General features: G+C 72.0%; 12 protein-coding genes and 1 pseudogene. 2 read left to right on the top strand and 11 right to left on the bottom strand.

The annotated features are described in order from the left end of the window. Positions 1–18: 18 nt before the first annotated feature. Positions 19–939: an undecaprenyl-diphosphate phosphatase gene (locus ACNYC2_RS09205; protein ID WP_419706723.1), complete on the bottom strand. Its 921-nt coding sequence runs from the start codon at positions 937–939 to the stop codon at positions 19–21. A 68-nt stretch (positions 940–1007) separates the two neighbouring features. On the opposite strand from ACNYC2_RS09205, the gene ACNYC2_RS09200 reads away from it, so the two are divergent. Next, positions 1008–1982, top strand: coding sequence for an aldo/keto reductase (locus ACNYC2_RS09200; protein WP_419706722.1), 975 nt, complete (start codon positions 1008–1010; stop codon positions 1980–1982). Between the two features lie 46 nt (positions 1983–2028). Here the strand turns inward: ACNYC2_RS09200 and ACNYC2_RS09195 are convergent, their stop codons facing one another. Continuing rightward, positions 2029–2352: a primosomal protein gene (locus tag ACNYC2_RS09195; RefSeq protein ID WP_419706721.1), complete on the bottom strand. Its 324-nt coding sequence runs from the start codon at positions 2350–2352 to the stop codon at positions 2029–2031. Between the two features lie 294 nt (positions 2353–2646). Here ACNYC2_RS09195 and ACNYC2_RS09190 point away from each other — a divergent pair, with 294 nt between their 5' ends. Further along, the gene (locus tag ACNYC2_RS09190) at positions 2647–2865 is read left to right on the top strand and encodes a DUF5703 family protein (protein ID WP_357442612.1); all 219 of its coding nucleotides are present in this window, start codon (positions 2647–2649) and stop codon (positions 2863–2865) included. A gap of 90 nt (positions 2866–2955) precedes the next feature. Here ACNYC2_RS09190 and ACNYC2_RS09185 read toward each other — a convergent pair whose 3' ends face one another. The 9 genes and pseudogenes from ACNYC2_RS09185 to ACNYC2_RS09145 form a co-directional block, all read right to left on the bottom strand. After that, a complete protein-coding gene (locus tag ACNYC2_RS09185) occupies positions 2956–4293 on the bottom strand; it encodes a M20/M25/M40 family metallo-hydrolase (protein WP_419706720.1) in 1338 nt (445 codons plus the stop codon). 68 nt (positions 4294–4361) lie between these two features. Continuing rightward, positions 4362–6446 carry a M3 family metallopeptidase gene (locus ACNYC2_RS09180; protein WP_419706719.1) on the bottom strand — a complete coding sequence of 695 codons (2085 nt, stop codon included), beginning with the start codon at positions 6444–6446 and terminating at the stop codon, positions 4362–4364. Between the two features lie 105 nt (positions 6447–6551). Next, complete coding sequence (locus ACNYC2_RS09175) at positions 6552–7862, bottom strand: alginate lyase family protein (RefSeq protein WP_419706718.1); 1311 nt, start codon at positions 7860–7862, stop codon at positions 6552–6554. Then, positions 7862–9196 (bottom strand): ricin-type beta-trefoil lectin domain protein, encoded by a 1335-nt coding sequence (locus ACNYC2_RS09170; protein WP_419706717.1) that lies wholly within the window; start codon positions 9194–9196, stop codon positions 7862–7864. Before ACNYC2_RS09170 ends, ACNYC2_RS09175 begins: the two co-directional genes overlap by 1 nt. Positions 9197–9297: 101 nt before the next feature. After that, positions 9298–11019: an ABC-F family ATP-binding cassette domain-containing protein gene (locus tag ACNYC2_RS09165; protein WP_419706716.1), complete on the bottom strand. Its 1722-nt coding sequence runs from the start codon at positions 11017–11019 to the stop codon at positions 9298–9300. A gap of 241 nt (positions 11020–11260) precedes the next feature. Beyond that, entirely contained in the window at positions 11261–11770 is a 510-nt protein-coding gene (locus ACNYC2_RS09160; protein WP_419706715.1) for a DoxX family protein, read from the bottom strand. A gap of 106 nt (positions 11771–11876) precedes the next feature. Then, entirely contained in the window at positions 11877–12818 is a 942-nt protein-coding gene (locus ACNYC2_RS09155) for an ABC transporter permease subunit (RefSeq protein WP_419706714.1), read from the bottom strand. Then, a complete protein-coding gene (locus ACNYC2_RS09150) occupies positions 12815–13354 on the bottom strand; it encodes an AAA family ATPase (protein WP_419707801.1) in 540 nt (179 codons plus the stop codon). Before ACNYC2_RS09150 ends, ACNYC2_RS09155 begins: the two co-directional genes overlap by 4 nt. Further along, positions 13340–13673: pseudogene (locus tag ACNYC2_RS09145) on the bottom strand (ATP-binding cassette domain-containing protein); the annotation flags it as partial. The pseudogene ACNYC2_RS09145 and the gene ACNYC2_RS09150, both read right to left, overlap by 15 nt. Between the last annotated feature and the right edge of the window lie 108 nt (positions 13674–13781).

Here is a 13781-nt window from a genome sequence, read left to right as displayed (position 1 = left end):
GGGCGCCGGGGATGTGTTCTACGCGACGCCGCCGGTCGCGTCGATGGTGCCCGACATGAGCAGCCACACGACGGCGCCGGCGAGGGCGAACCGGTAGAACACGAACGGCTTGTAGGAGTAGTTCCCGATGATCTTGAGGAAGCCGATGATGACCGCGTAGCCGACGCCGAACGCGATGATCGTCGCGATGATCGTGGCGCCCCAGCCGGGGGCCCCCGGCGGGAGCGGCTCGCCGAGGGTCTTGAAGAGCTGGTAGAAGCCCGAGCCCAGCACGGCGGGCAGCGCGAGCAGGAACGAGTAGTCGGCCGCTGCCTTCCGCGTGAAGCCCATGGTCAGGCCGGCGGTGATCGTGCCGCCGGAGCGGGACACGCCCGGCACCAGGGCCAGGGCCTGGGCCAGGCCGAAGCCGAGGGCGCTGGGCCCCGTGAGCGACGTCAGCTCGCGCTCCTGGCGCCCGAAGATGTCGGCCAGGAGCAGGAGGAGCCCGAAGAACGTGAGCGTGAAGACCGTGATCCAGAGGTTGCGGAAGGTGGTCTCGATGGCCTCCTCGAACAGCAGCCCGAGCAGGACGATCGGGATCGAGCCGAAGATGATGTACCAGCCCATGGCGGCGTCGTGGTCCGCGCCCGAGCCGGGGCGGCCGTGCCGCAGGTCCACCGAGCCGGACCGGGGCCCCAGGCCGGTGCGCGCGCGCCAGCCGCTGCCGTTCGCGCCCGTCAGGGCCTTGAACCAGGCGACGAGGATCGCGCCGATCTTCTTGCGGTAGTAGATGATCACGGCGAGCTCGGTGCCGATCTGCGTGATCGCGGTGAAGGCCGCGCCGGGATCGCCCGAGCCGATCAGCTCACCGACGATCCGCAGGTGGGCCGACGACGAGATCGGCAGGAACTCGGTAAGGCCCTGGACCAGGCCCAGAAGAATCGCTTCCCAGGGAGTCACGGGCGGTGACACTACCCCACGGCGCGCCTCCGGACGCACCCGCCAGGGCCGAAGGTAGCCTGCCCGACATGGAACGACGCCGCGTAGGCAGGTCTGGCCTACGGGTCTCCGAACTCGGGCTCGGGACCATGACATGGGGCCGCGACACCGACGAGATCGACGCGGCCGAGCAGGTTCGGGACTTCCTCGACGCCGGCGGCAGCCTCGTCGACACCGCCGCCAGCTATGCCGACGGCGACTCCGAGCGTGTCATCGGCACGCTGCTGTCCGGCAAGGTGGCGCGCGACGAGCTCGTGCTCGCCACCAAGGCGGGCATCCGCTCGGAGTCGCGGCCCGACGGCGGCTCGGGCCGCGTCGTGGACGCCTCGCGCGGCGCCCTGCTCGACAGCCTCGACGAGTCGCTGCGGCGCATGGGGACCGACCACGTCGACCTGTTCCTCGTGGCCTGCCCCGACCCGCACACCTCGCTCGAGGAGACCTGCAACGCGCTGCGCATCGCCGTCACCACGGGGCGTGCCCGCTACGTGGGGCTGAGCAACCACCCGGGCTGGGCCACGGCGCGTGTCGCGACTCTGCTCGAGCCGGACGTCGGCCTGGCCGCCGTCGAGCTCGAGTACTCCCTGCTGCAGCGCGGCGTGGAGCGCGACGTGCTGCCCGCCGCGGACGCCCTGGGCGCCGGGCTGCTCGCCTGGTCACCGCTCGGGCGCGGCGTGCTCACCGGCAAGTACCGGCGCGCCATCCCGGCGGACTCCCGGGCGGCCGGGGCCCTCGCCGGCTTCGTGCAGCCGTACCTGGAGGGTTCCGCGTCCGCCGTCGTCGAGGCGGTGGCGACCGCCGCCGAAGGGCTCGGCCGTACCGCCGGGGAGGTCGCCATCGCGTGGCTGCTGGAGCGCGAGGGCATCGCGTCGGCGATCGTGGGCGCGCGGACGCCCGCGCAGCTCCGCTCGTCGCTGGAGGCCGCGAGCCTCGAGCTGCCCTACGAGGTGCATGCCGCCCTCGACGACGTCTCCGCCCCCGAGATCGGCTACCCGGAACGCTGGTGACCGTGCCCGCGTCCCTGCCCGAGTCCGTGCCCGCGTCGGTGCCGGGTCAGCGCTGCTGCGCAGGCTGCGGCTCGTCCTCCTCCACGGATTCCTCTGCCTCGTCCAGGTCGTCGTCGAAGTCGATGTCCTCGAGGTCCTCGTCGTCATCGTCTTCGTCGTCGTCATCGACCTCGTCGGCCAGGTAGAACGGCGTCACTTCGCCGAACACCGTGGCCAGGGAGTCCTCGTACACCTCGTAGGCGTCGGCGAGCACGTCGTACGCGTCGTCGACGGCGGGGTCGTCGTCACTCCGGCGAGTGGCGACCGCGTGGTGATGGGCCTCGAGTGCGGCAATGAGGCGATCTAGCGCGGCACGCGGTTCAACGGTCATGCCTTGAACTGTAGCGCCAGGTTCAGGCCAGCGGGATCGCAATTCGTGATCGTTACTGCGGATATCCCGGGGGTGGCGCCGCCCGGTCGGGGCCGTGCGGTGCCGGATCTGTCCGGATCCCTGACCAGGGAACATGGCCGCGCTCCGCCGCGACACGCGACCAGGTGCGACCTCGGTCACTGTGCTCGGCGGCCCGGTGGGGTCACAATGGGCGCTACGAAGTATGTCGCTGCCGGCCCCGGTTGGAAAACGGCATAAACTGACCTCACCCGTGACCCGAGGACGGTGCATCAGATGGCGAGAGACGGCTCCGTGTTCCGCAAGCACAGCCAGTACGAGTACCGCATCGTGACGTTCGATCCGGACACCAGCGTGCCGGACGCCCGCCGACTGCTCACCGAAGAGGCCGAGTACGGCCGTTGGGAGCTGGCAAGGACCCTTCTCTACATCGGCGGCAGACGTAAGGTCTGGCTCCGCCGCAAGATCATCAGAGTCTCCTCGACCCTCGACTGACCCCCGGTTCGCCGAAGTAGAGCGCCTGTCCGGGTCTCCTGGTCCACGCCGGGGAGACCCGGACAGGCGCTCTACTTCGGCGATGCGGGGTCAGCAGGTGGTCAGGAGGCGGTCCAGGACGCGCGTGCCGAACTTCAGGGCCTCGGTGGGTACGCGCTCGTCCACGCCGTGGAACATGCCCGCGAAGTCGAGGTCGTTCGTGAGCTGCAGCGGCGCGAACCCGTAGCCGGTGATCCCGAGCCGGTGGAGCGACTTGTTGTCCGTGCCGCCCGAGAGCGTGTACGGCAGCACCTTCGCGCCCGGGTCCTCGGCGTCGATCGCCGCGACCATGGCGTCCACCAGGTTCCCGCTGAACGGCACCTCGAGCGCCGTGTCCAGGTGGATCGGCTCGATGCGCACGCGCGGGCCGGCGAGCTCGCGCAGCGTCGCCATGCCCGACTCCTCCTGGCCCGGCAGGAGGCGCACGTCGATCGCCGCTTCTGCACGCCCGGGGATGACGTTGGCCTTGTAGCCGGCGTCGAGCTGGGTCGGGTTGGACGTGTTGCGCACCGTGGCGCCCACGAACTTCGCGACCGGGCCCAGCGCCGCGACCAGCGCGTCGATGGTCGCCGGGTCCTCGTAGTCGACCGGAAGGCCCGTGAGGTCCCCGACGCCGCGCAGCAGCGCGTCCACGGTCGGCGTGATCGTGTACGGCCAGGCGTGCTGCCCGATGCGCGCGACGGCGGCCGCGAGCTCGGTCACGGCGTTGTCCGGGTTGACCTGCGAGCCGTGCCCGGCCGTACCGTCGGCGATCAGGCGCAGCCAGGCGATGCCCTTCTCCGCCGTCTGCAGCAGGTAGGCGCGCTTGCCGCCCACCTCGACCGAGTAGCCGCCCACCTCGGAGATCGCCTCGGTGGCGCCCTCGAACAGGTCGGGGCGGTGGTCGACCGCCCACCGGGCGCCGTACACGCCGCCTGCCTCCTCGTCGGCGAAGAACGCGACGACGACGTCGCGCGCGGGCTTGCGGCCCTCGCGCACCATCTGCCGCACGACCGCCAGGATCATGGCGTCCATGTCCTTCATGTCGACGGCGCCGCGGCCCCAGAGCAGGCCGTCCGTCTCCTCACCGCCGAACGGGTCCACGGTCCAGTCGTCCTTGGCCGCGGGCACGACGTCGAGGTGCCCGTGCAGCACGAGGGCGGGCCTGGTGCGGTCCTGGCCCTCCAGGCGGACGACGACGGACGCGCGCCCCGGCTCGGACTCGAACAGCTCGGGCTCCAGCCCGACCTCGTGCAGCAGCTCCATGACGTACTCGGCCGCGGCGCGCTCCCCCGGGCCCTCGTTGTTCCCGTAGTTCGACGTGTCGAACCGGATCAGCTCCTGGCAGATCCGGATGACCTCGTCGGCGGCGGTGGGCACGGGCGTGGGGGTCGGAAAGGTGTCGGTCACGGAGCCACCGTAACCGGCCCGAGACGCGCTCCCAGCACAGGCCGGGGGCGCGTCTCGCAGACTGAACCTCAGGCCAGGCCGCGCCGCTTGAGGAGCGGCGCGATCTCGGGCGCCCGTCCCAGCAGGTCCTCGAACGACGCGAGCGGGTCCTGCGACCCGCCGCGCGCGAGCAGCTTGCGGCGGAACGCCTCGCCGTTCTCCCGGGTCAGGCCGCCGTTCTCGGCGTACCACTCGACGGTGTCGGCGTCGAGCACCTCCGACCAGATGTAGGAGTAGTACCCGGCCGAGTAGCCACCACCACCGAAGACGTGGTTGAAGTACGTGGTGCGGTACCGCGGGGGCACCGCGTCGAAGTCGACGCCGGCCGCCGCGAGCGCCGCCGCCTCGAAGGGCAGCACGTCGTCGACCGACGTCGGGACCTGGTCCGGCGTCAGCTGGTGCCACGCCTGGTCGAGGAGGGCGGCGGCGAGGTACTCCGTCGTCGCGAAGCCCTCGCCCCAGATGCGGGACGCGAGCATGGTGTCCACCCACTCGGCGGGCATCGGCTCGCCGGTCGCGTGGTGCACGGCGAAGGACCGCAGGATCTCCGGCTCCCAGGACCACATCTCGTTGACCTGCGAGGGGTACTCGACGAAGTCGCGCGGCACGGAGGTTCCCGACCGGGACGGGTAGCGCACGTCGCTGAGCAGGCCGTGCAGGGCGTGCCCGAACTCGTGGAACAGCGTGGTGACCTCGTCCCACACGAGCAGGGTGGGCTCGCCGGCGGGCGGCTTGACGATGTTGAGGTTGTTGACGACCACGGGCTTCTGGCCCAGGAGGTGGCTCTGGTTCACGAGGCTGTTCATCCAGGCCCCGCCGCGCTTGGACTCGCGGGTGTACCAGTCGGCGAGGAAGAGGCCGAGGCCTTCGTCGGGCTCGCCCGGCTCTGGTGCGTCGAACACCTCGAAGACGCGCACGTCGGGGTGGTAGCCGGCCAGGTCGTGCCGTTCGGTGAAGGAGAGCCCGAACAGGAGGGTCGCTGCCTTGAACACGCCGTCGTGCACGACGCGTTCGAGCTCGAGGTAGGGGCGCAGGGCGGCGTCGTCCAGGTTGAACCGCTCCTTGCGCACCGCCTCGTTGAGGTAGGACCAGTCGGCGGCGGCCACGTCGGCCGTGCCGCCCACCTTCGCGAGCTCGGCCGCCTCGCGCCGCGCGTTGGCGACGGCGGCGGGTGCGAGCCGGGCGAGCATCTCGTTGACGGCGGTGGTGGTGCCGGCGGTGGCGTCCGCGGCGATGTAGGCGGCGTGGTGCTCGTAGCCGAGGAACTGCGCGTGCTCCGCCCGCAGGCGGGCGAGCTCCAGGAGCACCTCGCGCGTGTCGGTCTCGCCGCCCGTCGCGCCGCGCGACGCCGAGGCCGCCTGGACCCGCGCCCGGAGGCCGGCGTCAGCCAGGGACGCCAGCACGTTCTGGTGCGTGAAGAGCTGCATCTCCAGGAGCCAGCCCTCCTGCCCGCGGGCCTCGGCGGCCGCGCGCGCCCCGGCGACGGCGTCCGGGGACAGGCCGGCGAGCTCTGCCTCGTCGGTCACGAGCACGCTCGCCTCGTTGGCACCCGCCAGGAGCTTGCGTCCGAAACTGGCCTGCAGCGTCGTGATCCGGGAGTTGAGCTCGCGCAGGCGCTCCTGGTCGGCCTCCGGGAGCGCGATGCCGGACCGCTCGAACTGCGTGACGAGCTTGTCGAGCAGGTAGGCGGCGTCCGGTTCGAGCGCCTGGCCGGCCAGGGACTGCACCCGGGCGTAGAGGCGGGGGTCCATGCTGATGGCGTCCTGGTGCGCGGCGAGCAGCGGCGCGAGCCGCTCCTGGATGTCCTCCAGGCCGGGCGTCGAGTCCGCGGGCAGCGTGCCGTAGAACGCCGTCGCCGCGCGGCCGAGGAGCTGGCCCGCGCGTTCGAGCGCCTCCAGGGTGTTCTCGACGGTCGCCGGCTCCGGGTTGGTCGCGATGGCCTCGACCTCCGCGCGGTGCGCGGCCATGCCCGCGACCACCGCGGGCTCGTAGTGCTCCTCCCGGATCGCCGCGAAGTCGGGCAGCTCGTACGGGAGGGTGGACGGGGCGGCGAAGGGGTTGGCCGGGTCGAGGACGATGTCGGCGCCCTCGGTGGTGGTGCTCGCAGAGGTCATACCCACATCTTTACCCATGAAACACATCGGCCTGGCTCGTTGAGTGCGGGCTATTCGTGGAACGGGCGGCCGTCGTCCCACAAATAGCCCGCACTCAACGGGGGGTCAGCCGAGCACGCGCGGGTTGTCCGCGTGCGTCAGGGTCTCCCACGCCACGAACAGGTTGTTCGTGCCCTGGGGCCGCATCGACTCGGTCAGGGCCTGGGTGTTCGTCATCCCGTGGCCCTGCCGGTTGTGCAGCGCGTTGAAGCCGACCTCGGTGATCGGGCCGAGGCCCAGGTGCACCGAACCCCCGCAGAGCCACGACGGCACGGCGGTACCGCGCTGGTAGGTGGAGTGCAGGCCGAGGGCATGCCGCAGCCGCTCCCCCACCTGCGGGTACAGGTCGTCACCCTGGATGGCGGCGGTCTCCGCGACGTGCGAGATCGCCGACAGGCCGTAACCGGTGTGCGTGAAGTCCCGGCAGGTCTCCTGCGCGAGGCCGTTGACCAGCGTGCGCTGGTTGTGCCAGAACGCGAAGATCTGGTCGGGCGTGTCCCGGCCCGTGCCGGGAACGGTGCGCGGCACCGACCCGTCGGAGGTCAGGTAGATGAAGGCGGGCACCCGCACGAGGAACCGCTGCCTCGCCGAGGCGTACGCGTTCCGGTCGTCGAGGAAGACGGCGATGCCGACGGCGGCCTCCATCATCGACAGCTCCCAGTTGCCGTTGCTGCGGGAGCCGTTGATCACCTCGGGCAGGTACACGTCGCGCAGCATCGTCTCGAACCGGTCGACGTCGGCCGCCGCCCAGCCCGCGCCCGTGTACCGGATGATCTCCGCGGCCCGCGGCCACACCGAGCCCGCCCACGCCGTCTGCAGGGGCGCGTTGGAGTTGGTGTGGTCCCGGATCACGGGCGACCACGCGTTCATGATCGCTATCGACTTCTGGGCGTACCGCGCGTCGCCGGTGACCGACCAGGCGAGCGCATGCGTGTACGCCGCGATGGCGTCCTCCCGCTCGTCGGTGCACCCGTAGTTGGGGTTGGAGTACGACCCGCACTCGACGACGGCCCGCGGGTGCGGCGTGTACGAGAGGGACGCGTACCGGCTGCCCATCATCGAGTCGTACGCCCGCCGCCACGGCTGCGCGCCGGCCTGCACCTGCTGCCGCACGAAGTCGAGCTGCGACCGGCTGACGTGCACCCCGGGGTGCGTGAACGTGGTGGGCACGTCCGCCGGGACGGCGGCGGGTCCGCCGTCTGGCACCGCGGCCTGCCCGACGGCGGCGGGTGCGCCCACCGTCGTCGTCCCGCTAGCGGTCCCGCCGACAGCCCCGCTGGCAGCCCCCGCCGTCGACAGCAGCATGCCGACGGCTACCGCGACGCTCACACCGACGCCGACCAGCGCCCCCGCCGCCCCGTGACGTCCGGGGCGCATCAGAACCCCGCCGTGATGCGCGTGAAGTCGTACCCCGGCTGGTCCCGGTTGACCGACCAGAACGCGAACCGCGTCAGCCCGTTGTTCCGCGCGTAGTCACGGATCTGGGTCCAGGCGGCCGTCGTGGTGACCTCGCCCTGGTCGGAGCTCCCGTTCATCCCGGAGATGCCCATGTGCGCGTACGCCTGGGCGTCGGTCCACCCGTTGGCCGCCTTGAGCTGGTTCTTCAGCCCCTCGGACGCGTTGATCGTGTCCTGCGCGATGTTCGAGGAGCCGAAGTTGAACGGCATGATCGTGTAGTTGTCGATGGGAACGCCCAGCTGCGCGGCCCGGTTGATCAGCCGGGTGCCCGCACCCTCCGGGCCGCTGCGGCCGGTGCCGATCGTGACGGCGATCTTCACGTTCGGGTTGTTCTGCTTAACGATGATCAGGCCCTGGAGGATGCGGTCCTGGACGGTGTAGTTCTCGAACTCGTCGGAGTTCTCGATGTCGAAGTCGACGACGTTCGGCTGGTGGGCGTTGATGACCTGCTGCACGGCCCCGGCGAAAGCGGCCGGCGTCGAGCAGTTCGGGCCGAGCTTGTTGCCGGACCAGCCGCCGAACGAGATCTGTACCTGACCGCCCGCGGCCTTGATCGCGTTGATGGTCTGCTGGTCGACGCCGCCGGTGAGCGGGCGGCTGCCGTCCCAGGCGGGGTTGCAGCCGCCGGAGGACAGGATGAACGCCATGGTGAACGCCCGGATGCCCGTCTGGCTCATCACCGAGGTGGCGCTCGGCGGGTTGCCCCAGCCGAGGTAGAGGTACGGGGCGGCCGGCATCTTGGCCGGGTTGGGCTGCGGGTTGCCACCGCCCGACGGGAGCGTCCAGCGCTGGTTGGCGGCCCCGGCGGTGCAGTCCCAGAGCTGCAGCGGCGTGCCGTCGGCCGAGCTGGGCCCGGTCGCGTCCAGGCACTTGCCCAGCACGCGCAGCGTGCCGTCACCACCGGCGGTCCACCGCTGCGCGGCGGTGCCGTTGCAGTCCCAGAGCTGGGCGCGGGTCCCGTTCGCGGAGCTCCCGCCCGCGGCGTCGAGACACTTGCCGAGCGCGCGGACCGTGCCGTCGTCGCGCACGTCCCAGCTCTGCGCGTTCGTGCCGTTGCAGCCGTAGAGCTGGACCTGTGTTCCGTTCGCGCTGTTCGCCGCGGCGACGTCGACGCACTTGCCGCCGTAGCCGGTGATGGCACCCGTGGCCGCCTGCGCGGGCAGCGCGCCGCCGCCGAGCGTCAGCGCGGTCACGAGTGCCATGGACAGAACCGCGAGGCCACCGAACACACGGCGCCGTAGACGTGCTTGCATGGTCGTCCTCCTTGATACTTTCAAGCTTGTAAGTAAGGAGAACTTACGACTTCTTTGACACCCGCAACATCAGGGCTTCCCCGTACACCGCCCACACCGCGCTACCGACGCATCTCCGTCAGGTTGCCCTCCGCGTCCAGGCGGATCTCCGCGTCCAGGTCCAGCCGGTCCAGGAACGTCTTGTCGTGGCTCACCACCAGGACCGCACCCCGGTACGCCGACAGCGCGTCGACGAGCTGGTCGGTGCTCGCGATGTCGAGGTTGTTCGTCGGCTCGTCCAGCAGCAGCAGCTGCGCGGGCGGGTCGGCCAGGAGCAGGCTCGCCAGCGCCACCCGGAACCGCTCGCCGCCCGACAGCGTCGCGACCGGCCGGTCCACCGCAGCGCCCCGCACGAGGAACCGCGCCAGGCGGTTGCGCAGCTCCCCCGGCGGCACGTGCGGCGCCCCCGCCCGCACGGCCTCCAGCACGGCAACGTCGTCAGCCAACACGTCCACCCGCTGCGGCAGATAGGCCACCCTTTCGGTCAGCACCTCACCCCCCGCCCCACCTCGTTGAGTGCTGGATATTCGCCCGTCCGGAGCGACTTCATGGGGCGAATATCCAGCACTCAACGGGGCCGTGGGGTGGAGGAGGTGCTCCAGCAAGGTTGTCTTGCCTACGCCGTTCGGGCCCGTGAGGGCTATGCGCTCCGGGCCCTGGATCACCACCTCCCGGCCGTCCGCGCCGCGGAGCACCGCCAGCCGACGGCCCGCCGGGACACCCGGGTCGGGCAGGTCGACGGAGATCCGGTCGTCGTCCCGCACCGCGCGCTCCGCCTGGTCCACAGCCGCCCGGGCCGCGTCCACCTTGTCGTCGAGCATCCCCCGGCGCGAACCCTGCGACTTCTCCGCACTGTTGCGGCGGTCGTTGATCACCGCCTTCACGTACTTGCTGTTCGCGGCGTCCTTGCGCCCCTTGCGCTCGCTGTGCGCTATCCGCTCCTCGGCCTCGATCCGCTGCCGCTTCTCCCGGCGCAGCGTCTGCTCCGCCGCGCGCAACGTCTGCGCCGCCGCCTCCTGCTGCACCTCCAGCCACGCCCGGTATTCCGAGTACGGACCACCGAAGGTGGTCAGCGAGCCGGCGCGCAGCTCAGCCGTCTCGTCCATCAGCTCCAGCAGCGCCAGGTCGTGCGAGACGACGACGAGCGCGCCCCGCCAGCCCCGCACCAGCTCGTACAGGCGCTCGCGGGCGCCGCCGTCGAGGTTGTTGGTCGGCTCGTCCAGCAGGGCGACGGCGGCGCTCCCGTTCGACTGCCGCAAGCGGACGCCGGTGATCGCGGTGAGCATCGTCTCGCCGCCCGAGAGCGTCGCGACCGAGCGGTCCAGCCCGGTGGGCAGCCCCGTGGCCGAGAGCAGGGCGACCGCGCGCTCCTCGACGTCCCAGTCGTCGCCGACGACGTCGAAGTGCGCCGGGTCGACGTCGCCCGACTCGATGGCGCGCAGCGCGCGCACGACCGGCGAGATGCCGAGCAGGTCGGCGACCGTGGCACGGCCTCGGGGTCCTCGCGAGATTCCGGAGCGCAGCGAGGGAATCTCGTGGGGTGAGGCGTCGAGGGTGATCCGCTGCGGCAGGTAGTCGGCGGTCCCGCTCAGGGTGACCTTGCCGGACGTCGGCGTGAGGAGCCCGGCGACCAGGCGCAGCAGGGTGGACTTCCCCGCCCCGTTGAGGCCGGTCAGGCCCGTGCGGCCGCGGCCGAAGGAACCGGAGACGTGGTCGAGCGCGACGGCGCCGTCGGGCCAGGCAAAGGTGACGTCGTGCAGCACGACAGAAGGGTTGGACAACATGGAAGGACTCCCGGGTGGTGGCTGGTGCCGACGCCGGGATGCCGCGACGAAAGGTGCGGCGGGACAGGCGTCAGCGCGAGGTGGTCTCGTACCGGGAGATGCCTGTCATCACAGTCCTTCCGGTCGCTCCCTCACACCGCGGACCGCCCGCAGGAGCAGAGAAAGCCTGCCACGACCCCACGCCGGGGCGCAACGTGATTCACGGCGCCGTTGCCGCGCGCCACGGTGCGCCCCGACGAGATCAGCGTCCGGTCAGGACGGCCCAGCGGATGCGCTCGCTGCGCAGGAACAGCGCGGCCCAGACGCCGACGGCGTACAGGACGGGCATGAGCGTGTGCGACAACGAGTCCTCCAGCCGGATGTGCGCGGCCACAGCGCCGCCCAGGTAGGCGGTCAGCAGCAGCCCGCCCAGGAACGCCGTCCACGGCACGACGTAGAGCACCACCGCCGCGGCCTGCAGCACCCCGATCAGCAGGACGGCGGACGCCGGGTACCCGATGGCCTCGAACATGCCGACGGACCGCTCGGACTCGGTGAGCTGGCCGTACGCGCCCTGGCCGAGGTTCACGGCGATCACGAGCGTGACCAGCCAGCCGAGCACGGGAGCGGCCCGTCCCACGAGTGCCGGCCAGCCGCGAGCGCCGGCGGCGGGTTCGGCGTCTCGTGCCGAGGTACGCGCTGCGGCCTGGGCTGCCGGGCGTGGTGCGGCGGATCTGACGGCCTCGGTGGGGCCTGGAGCATCGATGGTCATGTCGTGGTCTCCGTCTCGTGCGACGTCAGCGGCGCGGTCGAGGGAAACGTAGGACGCGGGTATCGCCGCTGGACACGGCGCTAAACGTTTAATGCGCCGAACTCGCTCAGCCGTCCCTGGTCGTGAGGCGCGCGTAGGCCAGCGAGATGCCGATGACGAGGTAGCACCCCGCCCGGAACGCTCCCTCGGCCAGGCCGTCGAACGAGACCGGGTCGCGGATCAGATCGACCAGGCCGGCGAGCGACGACGGCAGCAGGTACGGGTGCAGCCAGTCCAGCGCCGAGATCTGCAGCAGCACGACGGACACGATCAGCCCGCCGAGCACGCCGACCACGACCACCATCGGGTGCTCGGTGGACGCCGAGATGGCGAGCGCCACGGCCCCGATCGCCATCAGGTAGAGCGTTGCCCAGGCGACGGCGACGCCCAGTCGCCACAGCACGTCGGCGACCGACAGCTCGGTCCCGGACATCGACACCAGGCCGTCGGTCCCCGCGAGGACCAGCCCTGTCACCAGCCCGGACGCGACGACGACGCCGGAGGCGACCAGCGCGACGACGAGCACGCCCACGGCCTTGACCAGCAGCAGCCGGCCGCGGGAGACGGGGGCGAGCAGCCAGCCGCGCAGCGTGCCGTGGGACTGCTCGCCGGCCAGCGCGTCGCCGCTCGCCATCGCCACGGTGAGCGGCAGCATGAGCATCAGCAACGTCATGAGCGAACCGAGCGGCAGCACGAACGCGCTGGTGGCCATCGTCACGAAGATCGGCGGGCCACCGTCGGACGCGCCGGGGCCGGCGCCCACCGGACCGGCGTCGACGGGGGCGCCGCCGCCGTCGAGCGTCAGGTCGACGGCGATGCCGGTGATCACCGGGAGCGCGGCGAGCAGGGCCAGCACCACCAGGGTGCGCGGACGACGGAAGATCCACCGCACCTCGGCCCGCAGCAGGCGCCCGAGCGGGGCGCGCCGCCTGCCGGCCGGCAGGCCGGGGGCGACGGCGCCTGGCACAGCCGCCGGGCCGTGGGCGGTCGACATGGTCTCGGCGGTCATCGCGCCACCTCCGGTTCCTCGGCGTCGAGCTCGCCGACCAGGTCGCCGACGTCGTGCGTGAGCCGGGCGAAGGCCTCCTCCAGGCCGGTGCGCTCGCGCCGGGCCTCGTCCACGCGCGCACCGCCGCGCACCAGCGTCTCGATCACGGTCGCGGGCTCCGCCGTCGTGAGGTCCACGCGGACGCCGCCGGGCGCGAGCCGGGCGGGGATCCGGTGGTCCCGCAGGGTGTCCACGGCTGCCGCGCCGTCGGGTGTGGACACGAGCAGCGTGGGGCTGCCGGACTCCAGCAGGTCGTCCAGCGCGCCCTGCGCCACCACCACCCCGGCGTTCAGCACCACCACGTGGGTGCAGGTGGCCTCGACCTCCGCGAGGAGGTGGGACGACACGAGCACGGTCACGCCGCGGTCGTGCAGCTCGGCGATGATCCGGCGGACCTCCTGGGTGCCGGCCGGGTCCAGCCCGTTCGTCGGCTCGTCCAGCACGACCAGCCGGCGCGGCGCGAGCAGCGCCGAGGCGAGCCCGAGGCGCTGCTTCATGCCCAGCGAGTACGCGCGGTACTTCTTCCTGGCCGCTCCCCCCGAGCCCGACGCGCTCCAGAGCCGTCGACACGGCGCCATCGAGACCGCCGCCGGCCAGCAGCGGCTCGGCGGCGGCGAAGCGCAGCAGGTTCTCCCGGCCGGACAGGAACGGGTGGAAGCCCGGCCCCTCCACCAGGGCTCCGACGTGCGGGAGCACCTGGTCGGCGGACCCGGGCACCGGAACGCCCAGCAGCTCGATCTCGCCCTCGGTCGGCTGGACCAGGCCGAGCAGCATCCGGATGGTCGTCGTCTTGCCGGAGCCGTTCGGACCGAGCATCCCGACCACGGCGCCCTCGGGGACCTCCAGGTCGACGCCGTCCACGGCGACCGTCCCGCGGTAGACCTTGCGCAGCCCCCCTGGTGCGGGCGGCCAGCACGGTGCCGG

The organism is Promicromonospora sp. NFX87 (assembly GCF_048564965.1).
GTDB lineage: Bacteria > Actinomycetota > Actinomycetes > Actinomycetales > Cellulomonadaceae > Promicromonospora.
The sequence above is the reverse complement of the archived record's forward strand: the minus strand, read 5'-3'. Positions and strand labels throughout refer to the sequence as shown.

What these genes read in the sequence shown, in the direction of transcription:
- ACNYC2_RS09160 (WP_419706715.1), bottom strand. Translation starts at nt 11,770, where the DNA reads ATGACCATCGATGCTCCAGGCCCCACCGAGGCCGTCAGATCCGCCGCA.
- ACNYC2_RS09170 (WP_419706717.1), bottom strand. Translation starts at nt 9,196, where the DNA reads ATGCAAGCACGTCTACGGCGCCGTGTGTTCGGTGGCCTCGCGGTTCTG.
- ACNYC2_RS09195 (WP_419706721.1), bottom strand. Translation starts at nt 2,352, where the DNA reads ATGACCGTTGAACCGCGTGCCGCGCTAGATCGCCTCATTGCCGCACTC.
- ACNYC2_RS09200 (WP_419706722.1), top strand. Translation starts at nt 1,008, where the DNA reads ATGGAACGACGCCGCGTAGGCAGGTCTGGCCTACGGGTCTCCGAACTC.
- ACNYC2_RS09175 (WP_419706718.1), bottom strand. Translation starts at nt 7,862, where the DNA reads ATGCGCCCCGGACGTCACGGGGCGGCGGGGGCGCTGGTCGGCGTCGGT.
- ACNYC2_RS09150 (WP_419707801.1), bottom strand. Translation starts at nt 13,354, where the DNA reads ATGAAGCAGCGCCTCGGGCTCGCCTCGGCGCTGCTCGCGCCGCGCCGG.
- ACNYC2_RS09155 (WP_419706714.1), bottom strand. Translation starts at nt 12,818, where the DNA reads ATGACCGCCGAGACCATGTCGACCGCCCACGGCCCGGCGGCTGTGCCA.
- ACNYC2_RS09165 (WP_419706716.1), bottom strand. Translation starts at nt 11,019, where the DNA reads ATGTTGTCCAACCCTTCTGTCGTGCTGCACGACGTCACCTTTGCCTGG.
- ACNYC2_RS09180 (WP_419706719.1), bottom strand. Translation starts at nt 6,446, where the DNA reads ATGACCTCTGCGAGCACCACCACCGAGGGCGCCGACATCGTCCTCGAC.
- ACNYC2_RS09190 (WP_357442612.1), top strand. Translation starts at nt 2,647, where the DNA reads ATGGCGAGAGACGGCTCCGTGTTCCGCAAGCACAGCCAGTACGAGTAC.